Raw genomic sequence first — 18,402 nt, 5'->3', positions numbered from 1 at the left:
GGTGCCGAGTCCCTGCATCGGTGACTGCCGGGCCAAGGAGGGGCTCTGCCTCGGTTGCGGCCGCACCCTGACCGAGATTGGGCACTGGTCCGCCATGGACAGCGAGGCCCAGCTGGCCCGCATGGCCGAGCTGGACGGCACGCGCAGCACCCATCAGTGCCCGGGATGCGGCGAGCCGGCATTTTGCGCCGTCTCCGCCGGTGAACCTATCGAGCGTTGCTGGTGCAGCCAGCTGCCCCCCTTGCCCATGAGCGAGGCGAGCACCTGCTGGTGCCGCCGCTGTCTGGCCAAGGCCATAGCGGCGCGCCCCTGAAGAGGTAAGCTGCAGAGACGAAAAAGGCGCCAGGGGCGCCTTTTCTTATGCCTGTTGCTGGCGGTGCCAGCGAACATGGACCTCGTGTTCGCTCTGATCCCGCGGCAGCAGGAAGGTGGCATAGATCACCTCGAACTCCTCCTGATGATCCAGCAAGCCGACCCACACCTCGGCCCAACGCTCCATGTCGACCGGCACGCCGAGCTCGGTCGACCAGTCGGCGTTGGGCAGGGTCGCCTCGACGGCGCCACGCTGCTCGAATTCGAGGGTGATGTCGACGATTTGTTCGGGGGCCAGCATGTCGGCGGCCTGCTCCAGAAACTGATCATAGGCCCACTCGACCAGCTGATCCGGGCTACGTTGTTCCATGAAATCACTCCAGATACGTCCAGGTTCGCCACTTTAACAATTATTGGGGATGGCGGCCAGCGCGTGAGGCCGGCAATCCCGTGCTGTCAAATGGCCGGAACTGGGGATAAGGTTAACAGAGCCGCCGCCATCGGGCGGCATGATGAGGCATCTGGGCAGCATGAAGCGACGACAGCACAGGCGGCAGATCAAGCGGCGACGGGAGACCTGGTGGTGGCACTATTTGCCGCTGCACCAGGAGGTCATCGGCGGCCATCTGGGGCCGGTCTCCGCTCCCGTCGACGAACCTAGCCGGCCTCGTGTACCCGGTTCAGGGTGACCTGACCGAGTTGACTCATCTGGCGGCGGATCCAGGCCGAGCGCTGCTGTACATAGGGCGAGGGGGGCTTGACCCGGTAGCGCCAGGGATTAGGCAGGGCGGCGGCCAGCAAGGAGGCCTCGTAGCGGGTCAGGCGCGCCGCCGGTTTGCCGAAGTAGTGCCTGGCGGCGGCCTCTGCGCCATAGATGCCGGGCCCGAACTCTACTATGTTCAGGTACACCTCGAGGATACGGGACTTGTCCCAGCCCAGCTCCATCAGCAGGGTGAACCAGGCCTCTATCCCCTTGCGCAGGAAGCTGCGATCGCTCCACATGAAGAGGTTCTTCGCCGTCTGCTGGCTCAGGGTACTGGCGCCGCGCACCCGCCGGCTTTGCTGGTTGTGCCTGAGGGCCGAGCTGATGGCGTCCATGTCGAAGCCGTTGTGATCGGCGAAGCGCTGATCCTCGGCGGCGATGACCGCCAGCTGCAACTCCCGCGAAATGCGCTCGAGGGGCACCCAGTCGTGCTTGACCTCGGCCACCTTGGCGGGCGGGAACAGGGCCCGTTCGAGGCGCCAGGTCCACATGGGGGGATCTATGAAGCGCAGCAGCGCCACCGAGACGATGGAACTGACCAGCGCCGCCAGCAGCAGCTTGCCGAGCCAGCCAAGCAGGCGCCGCCAGCGCGTCGGTTTCACTGGCTCAGGCTCTGAGTCCCACTCATAGTGACCGGGATCATCGGGATCCGGAATTATTGGGGCAGCCATTCGATGTGGCAGAACTTCTCGTCGACACGGCGGGAGAGCAGCATGCGGGCGAACAGGTGCTCATACTCTTGCTCGGCATTGCCAAGGCCAACCCAGATCTCGGCGTACTCGGCATCGCTCACGGCAAACCCCACGTCCGCTTCCCAGTCATCGGCGGGGTCGGTCTCCGCCAGCAGACCCCGATCGTTGAAGGCCTGGTTGAACAGGGCTATCTCCTGCTCGGGCAGGTTGTCCGAGGCCAGCTCCATGAAGAGTTCAAGGGCGGTATCGAGCAGTTCCTCGACGCTGTGCATTTCGTCATTCAAAGACATAAGACCTGTGTTCCAGATGAAGGGGGAGAGGTCCCGTCGGCAGGGCCGAGGGGGCGGGCAGTATTCTAGCTGGCCCCGCACGCCTTGGCGAGATGCCTCTGCGCCAGGCAATAAAAAACCGGATCCTGACAAAGGATCCGGTCTTCACTGGGGAAAAGGGTCACGCATGGGGCGTCAGCTCATCCCTTCTTGTCATCGGCGAAGGTGATATTGAGCTCCAGTACCGACAGCTCGTCACTCTTCTTATCGAGCTGGACGGTGATCTTGTCCGGATCGATCTGCACATACTTGCGGATCACGTCGAGGAGGTCCTGCTTGAGCTGGGGCAGGTAATCCGGCCCCCCTCTGGAAGAACGCTCGTGCGCGACTATGATCTGCAACCGCTCTTTGGCCAGTTGTGCGGTGTTTTGTTTCTTGTTGGAACGAAAATAATCCAATAATGACATGTTTAACTCCCGAACAGTCGGCTAAAGAAGCCCTTCTTTTCTTCTTCCAGAAAACGAAAATCCTTGGTGTCACCCAGCAGGCGGGCAACGGCGTCCTCATAGGCCTGACCGGCATCGGACTCCTTGTCCAGAATGACCGGCTCCCCCGAGTTGGAGGCGCGCAGCACCGCCTGGGACTCCGGGATCACCCCGAGCAGTTTGATGGCCAGGATCTCCTGCACATCCTGCACGCTCAGCATGTCGCCACGGCTGACGCGAGTCGGGCAGTAGCGGGTCAGCAACAGGTGCTCCTTGATGGGGTCTTCCCCGCGCTCGGCGCGGCGGGACTTGGAGGCCAGGATGCCGAGGATGCGATCCGAGTCACGCACGGAAGAGACTTCCGGGTTGGTGGTGACGATGGCCTCGTCGGCGAAGTAGAGCGCCATCAGGGCCCCCGCCTCGATGCCGGCCGGGGAGTCGCAGACGATGTAATCAAACTTCATCTCCGCCAGCTGATCCAGGATCTTCTCGACCCCTTCGCGGGTCAGGGCGTCCTTGTCCCGTGTCTGGGAGGCCGGCAGGATGAACAGATTCTCGGAACGCTTGTCCTTGATGAGGGCCTGGTTGAGGTTGGCCTCACCGTTGATCACATTGACAAAGTCATACACCACGCGCCGCTCGCAGCCCATGATGAGATCCAGGTTTCGCAGGCCAATGTCAAAATCGATGACCACTGTCTTGTGGCCACGCTGGGCCAAGCCGGTGCTCAGGGCCGCGCTGGTTGTGGTCTTGCCAACGCCACCTTTGCCCGATGTAACGACTATGATTCGCGCCATTCTCGCTTCCTTGTAACTCTATTTGATGCGGTCTATTCGGAGTTGTTCGTTGTCCAGCCGGATATGGACTGGCTCTTGTATCAGGCCTGCCGGCAGTGCGTCGCTGAGCTGGAAGGTGCCCGCGATGGAGAGCAGCTCGGCCTGCAATTGCTGGCAATAAATGCGGGCAAGGGAATTGCCCTTGGCCCCCGCGATGGCACGGCCACGCAGGGCGCCATAAATATGGATGCTGTCGTCGGCGATGACTTCGGCCCCCGGACTGACCGAGCCCAGCACCACCAGCGAGGTGCCGGCAGCATAGATCTGCTGGCCGGAGCGCACCGGCCCGACGTGGACCTTGGTCGGCTCCAGGGTCTGAACCGGGGCGACCTGGGCCACCTCCACGGGTTCAGGTGCTGGCGCCGGTGCCACAGGCTCGGCCTTGCGGCTCTTGCCCGACACCATGACGGCCAGCCCGGCCGCCTTGGCCGCCGTCTTCATCGCCTCATCCCGCGCCCCCGTGATGCCGACCAGCACGAAATCTTCCGACTCGACCAGCTCCCTGAGCTGCTCGAAATCGGGGATATCGCCGAGGCGTTCCACATTGAGGACGAGGGGGGCACAATTAAAAAACTGAGGAGCCTGCGAGACCTTGGCCTCCAGCAGTTGTCGGATCCGGTCCGGATTGCCATCGCTGAGATGCAACACAGAAATAGTGAAGGTGGTCCCTTTCAATTCGTTATCGCGTTCAACCATGAATCTTCCCCGAACCGAGACGGTAATACGTTATTGTTATTCAATTCCTGATGTTATAGTTTGCCACCACCAGAGGCAATGAACCCGTCGGATTATATCAATTTCCATGTTGTGTGCAGTCTATAAAAGTCGCAAAAAAGCCGAGACCTATCTCTTTATTGAAAGAAGAGAGGACTTTTCCCGTGTGCCAGAGGCACTGATGAGTACCTTCGGACGCCCCGAGCTGGTCTTGATGACCAAGCTGGACCCGGCCAAGCCCCTGGGGATCGCCTCCACCGAGCGGGTGATGGCGGCGCTGCAGAGCCAGGGTTTCTATCTGCAGGTACCTCCTCCACCGGAAAATTTGCTGGAGCAGCACAAGGCACAATTAAAGGGCGCCCGCTGATGCAGGGTCGGCTGGCACTGTTATTGTTGAGCGCACTATTAAGTGCGCCCCTGGAGGCCAGCGTCGATTTTGACCATTATGTGACGGGTCTCAAACAGCAGGCCCTGGCGGCCGGCATCCAGCCTGCGACGGTAACGGCCGCCTTTGCCGATATTCGCCTCATTGAGGCGGCCATCAAGCACGACAAAAATCAGCCGGAATTCAAACTGACCCTGGAATCCTATATTCCCCGCGCCGTGCCGGAATGGAAAGTCAAGCAAGCCCGGGCGTTATATCGCCAGCATCTGCCGCTGCTCACGAAAATAGGCGATGAATATGGGGTGCAGCCCCGTTTTATTGTCGCCTTGTGGGGCATAGAAACCAATTTCGGCAAACTCACCGGTAATTTCCCGCTGATCTCCTCCCTGGCGACCCTGGCCTGGGAAGGGCGCCGAGAAGCCTTCTTCAAGGATCAGCTGTTCGATGCCCTGCGCATCATAGAGCAGGGGCACGTGATCCCCGCCGCCTTCAAGGGCTCCTGGGCGGGGGCCATGGGGCAGGTGCAGTTCATGCCCTCGTCCTTCCTCAAATACGCGGTCGATCAGGACGGGGACGGCAGGAAGGATCTGTGGGGCAATCTCGCGGATGTATTTGGATCGGCAGCCAATTATCTGCACCAGAACGGCTGGCGCGAGGACCAGACCTGGGGACGGCGAGTGAGGGTGCCCGAGGCTCTCGATCCGGCGCTGCTGGGGCTTGAGACCCGCAAGATGCTGTCGGCCTGGCAGGCGCTCGGGGTGCGGCAACTGGATGGCTCACCCCTGCCCAGCGTCGAGATGCAGGCCTCCCTCATCCGGCCCGATGACGTTCATGGCCGCAGTTACCTTGCCTATGACAATTATCGGGTGCTGCGCCACTGGAACCGCTCCCCCTATTTCGTGGTGGCGGTTGGCACCCTTGCGGATCGGATAGTGGAATAAAAGTGGAATAGAAGAGCGGAGCAAGTGCGGGATAAAAGTGGGATAAGAGCGGAATAAGATGGTGGGGGGGGTCGCCGAATAAGATAGCAAACTCATCCCTCCCCACTATGACCCCTGACGGATGAATTGCCCCCTTCCTCTTTATTCTTCATGCCAGTGCGCCTGCCCTGAGAAAATGGCAGAAAAAAGGCGGGAATCTCTCCCGCCTTTTTTGCATCTGCTGTTTGCCGCTTATTCGCAGGCAACCTGCATCACCTTGATGGCCAGGCCACCGCGGGAGGTCTCACGGTACTTGGAGTCCATGTCCTTGCCGGTGATGTACATGGTCTCGATGACCTTGTCCAGGGAGACACGGGGCTTGGAGGTACGACGCAGGGCCATGCGGGAGGAGTTGACCGCCTTCATGGCGGCGATGGCGTTGCGCTCGATGCAGGGCACCTGTACCTGACCGGCGACCGGATCGCAGGTCAGACCCAGATTGTGCTCCATGCCGATCTCGGCCGCTTCACACACCTGCTCCGGGCTGCCGCCCATGAGTTCGGTCAGGCCGGCGGCTGCCATGGAGCAGGAGACACCTACCTCACCCTGGCAACCCACTTCGGCACCTGAGATGGAGGCGTTCATCTTGTAGAGCATGCCGACGGCGGCGGCGGCCAGGTAGAAGCGGGTGTATTCGTCGCGGCCGACCGGCTGGATGAACTTGTCGTAGTAGGCCAGCACGGCCGGGATGATGCCCGCGGCGCCGTTGGTCGGGGCGGTGACGACGCGGCCACCGGCGGCGTTCTCTTCACTCACCGCCAGGGCGAACATGTTGACCCAGTCGACGATGCTCATGGGGTCGTTGGAGAGATGCTCGTTGGTGGTCAGCTGACGGTAGAGGGGAGCGGCACGGCGCGGCACCCGCAGCGGACCGGCCAGGACACCCTCGGTGCGGCAACCGCGCTCTATCCCTTCACGCATGGTGGTCCAGATCTTGCCAAGTTTCTTGTAGATCTCTTCCGGAGTGTTGAAGCACTTCTCGTTCTCCAGCATCAGGGCGGAGATGGAGAGACCGGTCTGGCCGCAGTGGGCGAGCAGCTCGGCGGCGCTCTTGAAGGGGTAGTTGACGGTCATGTCGCCGCTGTCGGCCTTGCCGAAGCTCTCTTCGTCGACGATGAAGCCACCGCCGATGGAGTAATAGGTCTTGCTGTAGATGGCCTCGTCTTCGATGAAGGCGGTCAGCTTCATGCCGTTCTCGTGCAGGGGCAGGGCCTCGTCATGGAACACCATGGCGCCTTTCGGGAAGCTGACGGTGTGGCAGTGCAGACCGATGGGCAGGCGACCGGTCTGCTCGACCCGGGAGATGAATTCAGGAATGCCGTCGATGTCGACATTTTCCGGCAGGTTGCCGGCCAGCCCCATGATGATGGCGGTGTCGGTGTGGTGGCCTTTGCCGGTCCAGGAGAGGGAGCCATAGACGTCAACCTGGATCCGGGTGATGTCACGGATCTTGCCGCTAGCACGCAGATCATCCACGAACTGTTTGGCTGCTTTCATCGGGCCGACAGTGTGGGAAGAGGAGGGGCCAACACCGATTTTGAAGATATCAAAAACGCTGATCATGTAACAATTACCTCAGGGTAGAAGGGGGCGCCATGCCCGCTCGCAGAAAGGGTGATCCATGGGACGGGTCTGTCGTCACAAAGGCCAGGGAACCAGATAACCGCAGTGTAACGGCTTCCTGCCTAAAAAAAGTTGAAATAGATCTATTTTTGTTGAATTCACGGCGCGAGTATAAAATTTATTTTGATGGTTATCCATTTTGTTAAGCGCAAGGCAAACGTTTTGCGAAAAAATACCCGGCGAGGCCGGGTATCTGAGGTTCATCTGAGGTCGTTTTCACCCAGGCTTAACATTCGGTGATGTTGACGGCGAGGCCGCCGCGGGCTGTCTCCTTGTACTTGGTCTTCATGTCGTTGCCGGTTTCCCACATGGTCCTGATCACCTTGTCCAGGGAGACCTTGTGCTCGCCGGTGCCACGCAGGGCGAGGCGGGCGGCATTGATCGCCTTGACCGCCCCCATGGCGTTGCGCTCTATGCAGGGGACCTGTACCAGGCCGCCGATGGGATCGCAGGTCAGCCCCAGGTTGTGCTCCATGCCGATCTCGGCGGCGTTCTCGACCACCGCCGGGCTGCCGCCCAGCAGCTCGGCCAGGGCGCCCGCGGCCATGGAGCAGGCGACCCCCACTTCTCCCTGACAACCCACCTCGGCCCCCGACAGGGAGGCGTTCTTCTTGTACAAGATGCCGATGGCGGCGGCGGTGAGGAAGTACTGCATCAGCAGCTCGTCATCCACCTTGCGCACGAAGCGATCGTAATAGTGCAGCACGGCGGGGATGATGCCGGCGGCGCCGTTGGTGGGGGCGGTCACCACCCGGCCACCGGCGGCATTCTCCTCGTTGACGGCCAGGGCAAACAGGTCCACCCACTCCATCACCATCAGGGGATCCTTGTTGAAGTTGGTCTCGCCACAGAGCTGACGATAGAGGGCAGGGGCGCGGCGTTTCACCTTGAGCCCCCCTGGCAACACCCCCTCGCTCCTGCAACCGCGCTCGACACAGCCCTGCATCGCCTGCCAGATCTTGCGCAGGCCTGCCTTTATCTCGGCTTCGCTGCGAAACACCTTCTCATTGGCCAGCATCAATCCCGAGATGGAGAGGCCGCTTTCCTTGCAGTGGGCCAGCAGCTGGGCCCCGCTCTCGAAGGGGTAGGGGACGGGGTGGGCGGCATCGAAGCGGGCGGCCTCTTCCCTGGCGTTGGCGAAGTGGCTCTCCTCGATGATGAAGCCGCCACCGATGGAGTAGTAGGTCTGCTCGAACAGCAGGCTGTCGCCCGCGAAGGCGCGCAGTGTCATGCCGTTGGAGTGGGCGGGCAGGGTCTTGCGCCGATTGAAGATGATGGCACCGACGCGGGGGAACTGGCTCGGTTGTTCCCCTCCCAGCCGCAGGGTCTGGCTGTGCTCTACCTGATCGAGGAAGGCGGGGATGGCCTCGATGTCCACGGATTCGGGTTCAAAGCCGGCCAGCCCCAGGATGATGGCCTTGCCGGTGCCATGACCCTTGCCGGTCTGGCCGAGGGAGCCGTAGCACTCGACCACGACGCGCTCGGTGCGGGAGAGGAGTGCGCTCTGCTTGAGGGTGTGCACGAAGGCGCAGGCTGCCCGCATCGGCCCAACTGTGTGGGAGGAGGAGGGACCAATCCCGATGGAAAACAGGTCGAAGACACTGATCATGACGTACTCCGATTATGGATTTCGTCTAAACATTGTAAATTTTTTGTAGTCGATGAAAAGGGGGGAAGTGACAGCCTGTGATGGCGGTGTGGAAATGGGGCAAAACAGGGGGATCAGGGGTGCCAGGAGGAGCGGATCTGCATCTCATGGCACCCCTGCGGGGCTATCAGTCGAGGAACTCGCACAGGTAGGCGGTGGCTGTCTTCACTTCCAGCTTGAAGGAGGAGTGACCGGCCACGTCGAAGGACTCGCCCTGATGGTAGCTGTGCCACTCGTCTTCATCGGCCAGCTGGATGCGAAGGGCACCCTTGATCACCGTCATCCGCTCCGGGGCGGCGGTGTTGAACTGGTAATCACCCGCTTCCATCACACCGACCGTGGCTTTCTCGCCTTTTTGCTCGAAACCGATGGATTTAACATTTCCGTCAAAATATTCGTTAACTTTCAGCATCTTTTCTTCCCTGTATGCACGTTTGCAGAGCAAAAGTAGCACATTATTTTGGCGATTGTCATGGTGAAATAGGGAAAAAACGGAGAGTTTCTTGTGGGTCTCAACTTTGTGAAAAACCATAAAAATTCGTTTCGTTCAGGGATCACGATGTTAAACGGGTAATAAATATGAGATAAAGCGCGCCGCCAGAGCAATGGAGAGGATTTGACGCTCTGGGTGGTCATTTGCACTGCCAAAGTGTGAGTAATTGCTTAATAAAGGAACATTCTGTGTTGACAAAAGGATTAATTAAAAATATCGGCTTCCAGGTTGTGGTTGCCATGATCCTGGGGGCGCTGGTGGGTGCCCTCATGGGTGAGCAGGCGACCGTCTTCGCCCCCCTGGGTACGCTCTTCATCCAGCTGATCAAGATGCTGGTGATCCCGCTGGTGGCGGTCGCCATCCTGTCCGGGGCCGCCAATCTGGGGGCCAGCCCGGCCGCGGGCAAGATAGGGGTGACCACGCTCGCCTTCTTCCTCGGTACCTCCGCCCTGGCGGTGCTGCTGGCGCTGGTGATGGGTCAGATCTTCAAGCCCGGCGTCGGGGTCGATTTCGGCTCCACGGCCGCCATGTTCTCCGGTGACTACGCCGACAAGGGCGCCCTGCCGGACGCCGTGGCCACCCTGCTTGGGATGATCCCGACCAATGTGTTCAGCGCCCTGAACGAGGCAAACATACTGCAGATCCTGGTGTTCTGCATGTTCCTCGGCATAGCGCTGGCCAAGCAGCCCCGTGAGCGCGCCAAGCCGCTGGTGGATGGCCTCAACACCCTGGTGGACGCCTTCGTCTGGATGATCAACAAGGTGATGCTGATTGCCCCCATCGGGGTCTTCGGCCTGATGGCCGATGCCATCGGCACCTATGGCTTCGACGTGCTGACCCTGGTGCTCAAGCTGTTCGTGGTCTATGTCGCCGCCATCCTCATCTTCGGCTTCGTGGTCTACCCGCTGCTGATCGCCTTCTTCTCCAACACGCCGGTACGCAAGTACTTCTCGGCCATGAAGAAGCCGCAGATCGTGGCCTTCTCCACCGCCTCTTCCATGGCGACCCTGCCGGTCAACATGGAGACCTGCGAGCACGATCTGAAGGTGACCAACGCCACTGCCTCCTTCGTGCTGCCGCTGGGTGCCACCATCAACATGAGCGGCAACGCCATCTATTACGGTCTGGTGGCCATCTTCTTCGCCCAGGTCTACAACATCGACCTCAGCATGGGCGCCTGGGCGGCCATCATCGTCACCTCGACCCTGGGTGCCATCGGTCAGGCCGGCGTGCCGGGCCCGAGCTTCCTGGTAGTGGCCGTGCTGCTGGCGGCCGGCATCCCCATCGAGGGGCTGCCCCTGCTGTTCGCGCTGGATCGCCTGTTCGACATGATTCGTACCGCGCTGAACATCACCGGCGATGCGGCCTGCGCCATCATCGTCGATCGCTACAGCCCGGATTACGATCCGAACCGCTGGAGCAAGGAAGCCTGAGACCAGGCTCACTGCCATGAATGACAAGAGGGAGGCGCAAGCCTCCCTCTTTTTATTTGCTTCGGACCGGCATGGCCGTTCTTCCCTTGCCGACTCAGGGAGTCAGCTGGCCCAGTGCCTGCCGGCAGCGCTGCTCGGCGGCCTCCAGCTCCAGCAAGACCATCTGGATGTCTTCCAGCTGCTGCTGCAGCGTCTCCCGCTTGTCGGCCACCAGCCCCAGCATGGTCTGCAGCTGGGAGCGGCTGCTCTTGTCCGCGTCGTAGAGATCGAACAGCTCGCGGATGTCCGCGAGGCTGAAGCCCAGCCGTTTGCCACGCAGGGTCAGCTTGAGGCGTACCCTGTCCTGACGGCTGTAGATCCGGGTCTGCCCCTGGCGCGTCGGGTTCAGCAGGCCCTGATCCTCGTAGAAGCGGATACTGCGGGTGGTCACATCGAATTCACGGGCCAGCTCGCTGATGCTGAAGGTCCGGGCGTCATCCTTGGATTTGGTCATAGGGCTGTCTTGGCTGTCATCTGGTTGTCAATGCAGGCTGGCACCTTACCCAAACGTCAACTTGCCCGCAAGTCTTGTTCCGGTGACGGCGGCGGCATATGTTATCCCAATGTAACAAGGAGAGTGCGATTGATGGATATAGTGATTGTGGCGGCCAAACGTACCCCCATGGGGGCCTTTCAAGGGGCCTTGAGCGCACTGAGTGCACCCGAGCTCGGCGCCTGCGCCATCCGCGCCGCCCTGGCGGCGGCCGGGATAGACGCAACTCGGGTCGATGAGGTCTATTTGGGCAATGTGCTGAGCGCCGGGGTCGGGCAGGCACCGGCCCGTCAGGCGGCGCTCAGGGCCGGGCTGCCGGACAGCGTGCCCTGCACCACCATCAACAAGGTGTGCGGCTCCGGCATGAAGGCGGTGATGCTGGCGGCAGACGGGCTGCGGCTGGGGGAGGTGGATGTGGTGGTGGCGGGCGGCATGGAGAGCATGAGTCGGGCCCCCTATCTGCTGGACAAGGCGCGGAGCGGTTTTCGCATGGGCCATCAGAGCGTGCTGGATCACATGTTCCTCGACGGCTTGCAGGATGCCTACGAGGGGCAGCTGATGGGCCACTACGCCCAGCTGAGTGCGGACAGGGCCGGGCTGACCCGGGCCGACATGGATGCCTTCGCCATCGCCTCCCTGGAGCGGGCCCTGGCGGCGCAGCGAAGCGGCGCCTTCCAGGCAGAGCTGGCGCCCGTGGTGGCCGCAGACACCTTGCTGCTGGCTGATGACGAGCAACCGGGCAAGGCCAGACCCGACAAGATACCGACCCTGAAACCGGCCTTCAGCAAGACGGGCACCATCACGGCGGCCAATGCCAGCTCCATCTCGGACGGGGCGGCGGCACTGGTGCTGATGCGGGCCGAGACCGCCGAGCACCTGGGGTTGCCCGTGCTGGCCAGGGTGGTCGGCTACCAGAGCCATGCCGCCCTGCCGGCGGAGTTCACCAGCGCCCCCGTAGGCGCCATCGACAAGCTGCTGGCCCGGGTGGGCTGGTCGGTGGAGGAGGTGGATCTGTTCGAGGTGAACGAGGCCTTTGCCATGGTGAGCATGCTGGCCATGGCGGGGTGCCAGATCCCCCATCACAAGCTGAACGTGAACGGGGGCGCCTGCGCCCTGGGTCATCCCCTGGGCGCCAGCGGTGCCCGCATCCTGGTCACCCTGATCCATGCCCTGCACGCGCGGGGCCTGCGGCGAGGGGTGGCGAGCCTCTGTATCGGCGGCGGGGAGGCGACCGCCATGGCCATCGAACTGGGCTGAGGCGTCGTCTCGAAGTCGCTTGCCGATAAATGCACAACGTCCCTCACGCAGGGACGTTGTCATTTCCGGGGATGCCTAGGTGACAGCGGGGGAGAGCCGGGTTCAGTCCGTCCCTTCCATGGCCTGGAGCTGCTGATTGACCCAGGTGGTGGCGGCCAGATAGAGGTGGCTGACCTTCTCTTCATTGAGCCCCAGGCGGGCAGTGCTGGCGGCGATCCGTTGCCAGTTGGCCTTCTCGTAGTCTTCACAAAACGCGAGATAGAACCCCAGATTGCCCTTGCGCTCCAGCAGGGCGGCGCGGATCTCGGCGGTCAGGGGGATGGTGCCGAGCAACTGAGCCAGCGGTTGCCCCATCAGCACGTCCAGCAGGGAGAAGAGCCCGGTGATGAAGGCTTGCTGCGCCTGCTGGGTGGGGGCATGGGTCTGTGCCAGCAGCTCGCAGAAACGGGCCCGGATGAGGGACATCTGATGCAGCTCGGCACTCTTGTCGTGACCGGCGCTGGTGGCGGCGATCAGGGCCACGAAGCGTTTGAGCTGGGCGTGCCCCAGGGAGCTGGCGGCCTGGCGAAACGAGGCGATGGGCTGGGGAAAGCGCTTGAGGTGGTTGACGTAGCGCAGCAACTTGAGGGAGAGGGAGAGATCCTGGTTGAGCAGCTGCTCTATCTTGTCCAGATCCGGCTCGGCCTGATTGACCACCTTCAGCAGCTGCATCACCACCAGCTGGGTCGGGGGCATGGTGGTCTGCTGCACCATCTGGGGCCGGCTGAAGAAGAAGCCCTGGAACAACTCGACCCCGAGCCCCTTCATCCGTTCAAACTCGTCCTTGTCCTCCACCTTTTCGGCGAGGTAGGTGAGCGGCAGGTGGCTATGGGTCAGCATGAAGGTCTCTATGCTGGCGAGCGGCGTGGCCCGCAGATCGAACTTGATGATGTGGATATAGGGCAGGAACCTGTCCCAGGCCGGGACCAGGGTGAAATCATCCAGCGCCAGCCGATAGCCCAGCCCGTGGAGCTGGATCACCTTGTCCAGCAGGGCATCGTCGGGTTCGGCATCTTCCAGTATCTCGATCACCACCTTGTCCTGGGGCAGGCACTCGGCCAGGCCGTCCAGCAGCAGGGAGTGAGGAAAGTTGATGAAGCAGGGGTGGCCGCCAAGCAGCTGATCGATGTTCTGTTGCAGGAATTGCTCCGTCACCAGTCGGGAGGTGGCCAGCTGGGCGGAGATGGGGGGAAACACATTATCCAGGCTGTCGCGAAACAGCAGCTCATAGGCATGGGTCTTCAATTCCCGATCCAGGATGGGCTGCCTTGCTACATAGGAATACATGCATTTCTCCAGCATGAGTGAAGGCTTGATTCTATGGTGAAGCGGATCACTATGCCAGTGCCGACCGGGTCGAAAGGGTCAGCAACTGGCATAGTATTGCCAGGGGTGGCGGGGTCAGAAGAGGTAGTTGAGCTGCAGACCGGCCAGCCAGGCGTCCCCTTCCGAGGTGCCCTGGAAGCTGGAGGTGGTTTGCGCTATCCCGGGTTTGAGCTGCATGGTTTCGTTCACCTCGACCTTCTTGCCGTCGATCAGGGTCAGCCCCAGATCCAGCGACAGGTTGCGGTCTATCTGGTAACCCACCCCGGCGCTGTACCACACCCGATCCGAATCCGGGATGGAGATGGTGCGGCGATCGGCGGGGACAGGGCTGCGATCATAGGCCAGGCCGGAGCGAAGCTGCCATTGGGGGGCCAGCTGATAGGTCAGGCCGAGGGCGTAGCGCCAGCTGTCTTCCCAGTGCTCGTCCTTGATGTGCATGGTGCCATGGTGATCGAGCCCGGATTCGAGCTGCACGAATTTGCTCCAGTTGGTCCAGTTGATGCTCGAATGCAGCGCCAGGGTCGGGGTCAGCTGATGGAACAGGGCCAGCTCCGCGGTGGCGGGCAGGGGCAGGTCCAGGGTGCCGGTGTCGGTGAAGGTGCGGCCCAGCAGATCGGTGCCGACGGCATCCCCGGAGAGCGTCAGGTTGACGTCATGGCGATAGGAGAGGCCGATGCGGGTGGCTGGCGACAGCTCCAGCAGGGTGCCGAGATGCCAGCCAAGGGCCCAGCCATCCCCCTTGAGGTGCTTGGCTATCTTGTTGTTGGAGGGGAAGGTGCCGCCCACTTCCCCTTCGCCCTGAATGGCGGAGAGACCGGCGCCGACCGACCAGTGCTGGTTGATGCGATAGGCCAGGGAGGCACCGAGATCCACCGTCTTAATGTCGGAGACGTTGCCGAAGTGACCGGCGTTGTAGTTGTCCGGCATCTGGACGCCGAGGCCATAGTAGGAGGTCGCCGCCAGCCCCAGCCACCATTGATCATTCAGGGGCAGGATGAGATAGGCGTTGGGCACCCAGGCACCGTCCGCGATGTCATTGGCGCTCGCATCCAGGGTCACCGGACCCTGGGGGGTGGGGACCCGGGTCACCCCCTCTATGTTGACGTCAGGCTGGATATGGATGACACCGCCGGAGAAGGCGGTGCGCTCGAAACGGGTCATGGCGGCGGCGTTACGGGCGATCACGCTGGCGTTGTCGGCGATGGCTGCCTCCCCGGCGAAGGCGCGACCCATGCCGGTGGCCGATTGTTCCGCCAGCTGGAATCCGGCCGCCAGGACCTGGCCAGGCAGCAAGATCAGGGCGATAAGGGAGGGCTTGATGGTCGACTGCATTGCTTTTCCTCGGGATGAACTGAGGGTTCATTCTGTGATTCGGTTGGGGGCGGGATTTTATATGGTATGACCAGTAAGGCAACGGGGGCGGGGGCCGAAGGGGCAAAACGGGATTAAATGCTGAAGGTATCGCCTATAACAGCTTGATAAAAAACAAAAAGAGTACAGTTGTTTGCTACAGCTGTGCGCCGAGATGGGGATGCCGCATAAAAAAAGAGCGCCTGGAGGCGCTCTGTTTGATCGCGATGAAATCAGAATTTCATGTTGAACTGGGCGGAAGCCAGGAAGGCGTTGCCGTGGGAGGTGCCCTTCCAGCGTACCGGATCGGTATGGCTGGTCAGACCTTCGTTCACGTCCACTTCCTTGCCGTCCAGGTAGGCCATGCCGAAATCGACGCTCATGTCCTGATCGATGTGGTAGGTGGCGCCGGCGCTGTACCAGACACGGTCGGAGTCAGGGATGCTCAGGCTGCGGTATTCCGGCTCGATCGGGCTGTTGTCGTAGGCGAAGCCGATGCGGGCTTCCCAGGACGGGTTGACGTACCAGGTACCACCGATGGCGTAGCGGGCGGAATCCTTGAACTTCTCGTCTTTTTGCAGGCAGACCCCACCGGCGCAGGCGTTGCTGGTGGCTTTGAGCTCCTGGAAGGCGCTCCAGTCGGTCCAGTTGACGGAGTAGTGCACCGCGAACTGCTGGTTCAGACGGTGGTAACCGGCGAACTCGGCCTGGGCAGGCAGATCCAGCTTCAGGTTGCCATCGACGGTCCGGTAGCCGGAGGTCAGCCCCTTGAAGTCGCCGTCAAAGCTCAGGTCTACCTGGGAACGGTAGGTCAGGGCCAGGCGGTTGTTGTCGTTGATCTCGTACAGGGCGCCGACGTTCCAGCCAAAGCCCCAGGTGTCACCCTTGAGGTGGGCGATGGCGGTGTCGCTGTTGTGAACTATGCCGGTTCTGGCGGTCAGGCCCGGTGCCAGGGCACCGGCATAGCGGTTCAACTCGGCCTGGGCATAGACGGCATTGATGCCGGCACCCAGGCTGAAGTTGGAGTTGATGCGGTAGGCGATGTTGGGGTTGATGTTGAAGGTCAACAGCTCGGTATCACCGGCACCGGCACCGGCCGGGAAGGTCTTGGAGTACTCGGTGGAGAGGCCGTAGTTGGAGAAGAGGCCAATGCCCCAGGCCCACTGATCGTTCAGGGGCTGAATGAAGTAGGTGGCCGGCACGAAGGCATCGGGGGCGATGTCGCTCTCGCTGGCCGATGCCAGCTTGGCCGGACCGGCATAGATGTCACCCGCGACATCCACGTCGGGCTTGATATAGGTACCGGAAACAGACAGTGCCATCTTGTCGAAGGTGGTCATGGCGGCCGGGTTGCGGGACAGCACGGCCGCGTTGTCGGCGATGGCTGCTTCACCGGCATAGGCGCGGCCCAGACCGGAGGCCGAGTGTTCGTTCAGCTGGAACGCAGCGGCGAAGGTCTGAGTGCTGGCCAGGGTGACGGCCGCGGCGATCAGGCTTTTCTTGAAAAAGGCAGTTGTCATAGTGTTCTCTCTTTGTAAGCAGATTTTCTGTCGATATCAGGGCTCTTTGGCCGCTATAGACGACAAGATCTGTTGTTATGTCAGCTTCTTCCCATTCACTTCTGGCGTGATTCTATGGATCTGGTAGGAGGTAAGAAATCAGACCAGTGACAGCAGAATACATAAAAGTTTCCATTGTGTTAATCATTTGTTTTAACTTGCCGTTTAAATAGTCTTTTTTATCCATTATTGGATAAATAACACACAATTGGCTCCTTTTGAATCGTTCAAAAAAAAGTGTAAAAATGTGACTTCAGGTGGGTATCAAGCGGGAAGTTGTCGGGATTCTGAGATGAACAGGCAGACAACGACGGTGTCTGCCTGTGATATGGAGGTAGCCGGGACCAGGTCAGCCCCAGTCAAGATCTGTTAAATTGACCAGTGCAGGCGTGACTCAAGCTGCTTCGCAACCGGGGCCAATGACTCCTGCATGTCTCCAATCAACACCATGTTTGCCCCCTTGAGCGGGAGTATTTCCCCCTTGAGGGTGCCGTCTGCAAAATCGGGCTGGATAGTGAGTGGCACATGCTTGGGCACCAGGAACAGGGTGACCGGGCCCATCTTGCCCTGGATCACCATGTGCAGGGCCGGCCCCTGATAAAAGGCACAGTGATTGACATAGGTGATCTTCATGCCGGGCATGCCCATCAGGATGGCGCCATATTTTTCCATCTTGGCGTTGATGGTCTGCAGGCTCACCTTCTCATCCACCCCCTGGATGAAGGGCTCCTCCCCATAGACGTGGGCCATGGCTACCTGGGCCAGCGACAGCGGCTCCGATGCCGGTGGCCAGCTGATCCAGCGGGTACTGATGCCGAGCAGGAAGGCGACCGATGCCGCCATGGCGAGGGGGCGCCAGCCGGTGCCTTTGGCCGGGGAGGGCAGTGGCACCACCACATCGTCACTCGCTTCCATCGCCTGGCGGAGCAAGATCCGCTCGGCGAGACCGGCGGGCACCTCGACTTCCATCGCCCGTTGCAGGCTGCGATCGAGCTGCTTCATCTCGTCCAGGTGCTTGCGATTGGCGACAGACGCCTCCGCCGCGGCGAGGAAGGCAGGATCCCTGTCCGAGGGATGGGTGATGGCCCGGCGGCGAAATTCAAGCTCATCCATTGGTGTGACCTCTCTGTTGTACCGCAGCCTCCATGGCCTCTTTGATCTGGTTGCGAGCCCGGAACAGCCGCGTCATGACGGTGTTCTTGTTCAGGCCGAGCTGGGCGGCGATCTCCTCGCCGCTGAACCCCCCCAGCACCTGCAGCAGCAGGGGCTCCTGATATTCGGCGGGCAGGCGGGCTATGTGGCGCCTAAGCCACTCGTGCTCCATCTCCTGCTCGCTGTGCAGCGCATCCTGATCGCTTTGGGGATGCTCGTCGAGATCGACGAGATCGAACTGCTTGCGCTCGAAGCGCCGGGCATTTTCCCGCCGCAATATGGTGATGAGCCAGGCCTTGGCGGCCTTGTCATCGATCAGGGAGTCGATAGCCTTCCATGCCCGCAGGAAGGTCTCCTGCACCAGATCCTCGGCGACTTGCGGGTCCCGGCACAGCCAGTAGGCGTAGCGGTAGATGTCCCCGTGCAGGGCATGCACCAGGGCCTCGTATTTCGTTTGTTTGTCTGCCATATCTCCATAGACCGGGGTGGCCGAGGGATCCTTTCCCGTTCCCGCCTTTTTTTTTCTAAAAAAACCTAACGTCATGAATGCGATT

The 18,402-nt window shown here is 61.2% G+C and carries 20 protein-coding genes; 5 read left to right on the top strand and 15 right to left on the bottom strand.

The genetic code is table 11. From position 1 onward, the window contains the following. Position 1 precedes the first annotated feature (1 nt). Positions 2–313, top strand: coding sequence for a DUF1289 domain-containing protein (locus WIR04_RS10985; RefSeq protein WP_338886851.1), 312 nt, complete (start codon positions 2–4; stop codon positions 311–313). Positions 314–358: 45 nt separating this feature from the next. Here the strand turns inward: WIR04_RS10985 and WIR04_RS10980 are convergent, their stop codons facing one another. The 6 genes from WIR04_RS10980 to minC form a co-directional block, all read right to left on the bottom strand. Continuing rightward, positions 359–682 (bottom strand): HI1450 family dsDNA-mimic protein, encoded by a 324-nt coding sequence (locus WIR04_RS10980; protein ID WP_005331685.1) that lies wholly within the window; start codon positions 680–682, stop codon positions 359–361. 287 nt (positions 683–969) lie between these two features. Beyond that, complete coding sequence (gene mtgA / locus WIR04_RS10975; RefSeq protein WP_420883420.1) at positions 970–1,746, bottom strand: monofunctional biosynthetic peptidoglycan transglycosylase; 777 nt, start codon at positions 1,744–1,746, stop codon at positions 970–972. After that, complete coding sequence (locus WIR04_RS10970; RefSeq protein ID WP_041205707.1) at positions 1,731–2,057, bottom strand: HI1450 family dsDNA-mimic protein; 327 nt, start codon at positions 2,055–2,057, stop codon at positions 1,731–1,733. Before WIR04_RS10970 ends, mtgA begins: the two co-directional genes overlap by 16 nt. 179 nt (positions 2,058–2,236) lie before the next feature. Then, positions 2,237–2,503 (bottom strand): cell division topological specificity factor MinE, encoded by a 267-nt coding sequence (gene minE / locus WIR04_RS10965; protein ID WP_005311265.1) that lies wholly within the window; start codon positions 2,501–2,503, stop codon positions 2,237–2,239. A gap of 2 nt (positions 2,504–2,505) precedes the next feature. Further along, positions 2,506–3,318: a septum site-determining protein MinD gene (gene minD, locus WIR04_RS10960; protein WP_098984135.1), complete on the bottom strand. Its 813-nt coding sequence runs from the start codon at positions 3,316–3,318 to the stop codon at positions 2,506–2,508. 18 nt (positions 3,319–3,336) lie between these two features. Then, positions 3,337–4,053, bottom strand: coding sequence for a septum site-determining protein MinC (gene minC, locus WIR04_RS10955; protein ID WP_338886845.1), 717 nt, complete (start codon positions 4,051–4,053; stop codon positions 3,337–3,339). Positions 4,054–4,159: 106 nt separating this feature from the next. Here minC and WIR04_RS10950 point away from each other — a divergent pair, with 106 nt between their 5' ends. Continuing rightward, positions 4,160–4,438, top strand: coding sequence for a YcgL domain-containing protein (locus WIR04_RS10950; RefSeq protein ID WP_025326888.1), 279 nt, complete (start codon positions 4,160–4,162; stop codon positions 4,436–4,438). Next, positions 4,438–5,397, top strand: a complete 960-nt coding sequence (locus WIR04_RS10945) for a lytic murein transglycosylase (RefSeq protein WP_338886843.1) — start codon at positions 4,438–4,440, stop codon at positions 5,395–5,397. Before WIR04_RS10950 ends, WIR04_RS10945 begins: the two co-directional genes overlap by 1 nt. Positions 5,398–5,628: 231 nt before the next feature. On the opposite strand, the gene WIR04_RS10940 is transcribed toward WIR04_RS10945, so the two are convergent. The 3 genes from WIR04_RS10940 to WIR04_RS10930 all read right to left on the bottom strand — a co-directional run bounded on the left by WIR04_RS10940 (position 5,629) and on the right by WIR04_RS10930 (position 9,119). Then, positions 5,629–6,999, bottom strand: coding sequence for an L-serine ammonia-lyase (locus tag WIR04_RS10940; RefSeq protein WP_025326890.1), 1,371 nt, complete (start codon positions 6,997–6,999; stop codon positions 5,629–5,631). 286 nt (positions 7,000–7,285) lie between these two features. Next, positions 7,286–8,668, bottom strand: coding sequence for an L-serine ammonia-lyase (locus tag WIR04_RS10935; RefSeq protein ID WP_307765479.1), 1,383 nt, complete (start codon positions 8,666–8,668; stop codon positions 7,286–7,288). Positions 8,669–8,834: 166 nt separating this feature from the next. After that, entirely contained in the window at positions 8,835–9,119 is a 285-nt protein-coding gene (locus WIR04_RS10930; RefSeq protein WP_025326892.1) for a pyrimidine/purine nucleoside phosphorylase, read from the bottom strand. Between the two features lie 269 nt (positions 9,120–9,388). Between WIR04_RS10930 and WIR04_RS10925 the strand changes: the two genes are divergently transcribed. Continuing rightward, on the top strand, positions 9,389–10,633 hold the full coding sequence (locus tag WIR04_RS10925) for a dicarboxylate/amino acid:cation symporter (protein ID WP_025326893.1): 1,245 nt from the start codon (positions 9,389–9,391) through the stop codon (positions 10,631–10,633). 94 nt (positions 10,634–10,727) lie between these two features. Here the strand turns inward: WIR04_RS10925 and WIR04_RS10920 are convergent, their stop codons facing one another. Further along, on the bottom strand, positions 10,728–11,126 hold the full coding sequence (locus tag WIR04_RS10920) for a MerR family transcriptional regulator (RefSeq protein ID WP_005325128.1): 399 nt from the start codon (positions 11,124–11,126) through the stop codon (positions 10,728–10,730). 132 nt (positions 11,127–11,258) lie between these two features. Here WIR04_RS10920 and WIR04_RS10915 point away from each other — a divergent pair, with 132 nt between their 5' ends. Further along, positions 11,259–12,422, top strand: a complete 1,164-nt coding sequence (locus tag WIR04_RS10915; RefSeq protein WP_338886837.1) for an acetyl-CoA C-acyltransferase — start codon at positions 11,259–11,261, stop codon at positions 12,420–12,422. A 102-nt stretch (positions 12,423–12,524) separates the two neighbouring features. On the opposite strand, the gene WIR04_RS10910 is transcribed toward WIR04_RS10915, so the two are convergent. The 5 genes from WIR04_RS10910 to WIR04_RS10890 form a co-directional block, all read right to left on the bottom strand. Next, entirely contained in the window at positions 12,525–13,748 is a 1,224-nt protein-coding gene (locus WIR04_RS10910; protein ID WP_338886835.1) for an EAL and HDOD domain-containing protein, read from the bottom strand. A gap of 114 nt (positions 13,749–13,862) precedes the next feature. Beyond that, positions 13,863–15,119 carry an OmpP1/FadL family transporter gene (locus WIR04_RS10905; RefSeq protein WP_338886833.1) on the bottom strand — a complete coding sequence of 419 codons (1,257 nt, stop codon included), beginning with the start codon at positions 15,117–15,119 and terminating at the stop codon, positions 13,863–13,865. Positions 15,120–15,370: 251 nt separating this feature from the next. Next, on the bottom strand, positions 15,371–16,657 hold the full coding sequence (locus tag WIR04_RS10900) for an outer membrane protein transport protein (RefSeq protein WP_025326896.1): 1,287 nt from the start codon (positions 16,655–16,657) through the stop codon (positions 15,371–15,373). 408 nt (positions 16,658–17,065) lie between these two features. After that, positions 17,066–17,809, bottom strand: coding sequence for a DUF3379 domain-containing protein (locus WIR04_RS10895; protein WP_338886831.1), 744 nt, complete (start codon positions 17,807–17,809; stop codon positions 17,066–17,068). After that, positions 17,802–18,392 (bottom strand): sigma-70 family RNA polymerase sigma factor, encoded by a 591-nt coding sequence (locus tag WIR04_RS10890; RefSeq protein WP_338886829.1) that lies wholly within the window; start codon positions 18,390–18,392, stop codon positions 17,802–17,804. Before WIR04_RS10890 ends, WIR04_RS10895 begins: the two co-directional genes overlap by 8 nt. Positions 18,393–18,402 lie beyond the last annotated feature (10 nt).

The organism is Aeromonas rivipollensis (genome assembly GCF_037811135.1).
Taxonomy (GTDB): Bacteria; Pseudomonadota; Gammaproteobacteria; order Enterobacterales; family Aeromonadaceae; genus Aeromonas; species Aeromonas rivipollensis.
This window is presented reverse-complemented; position numbering and strand designations above follow the sequence as displayed.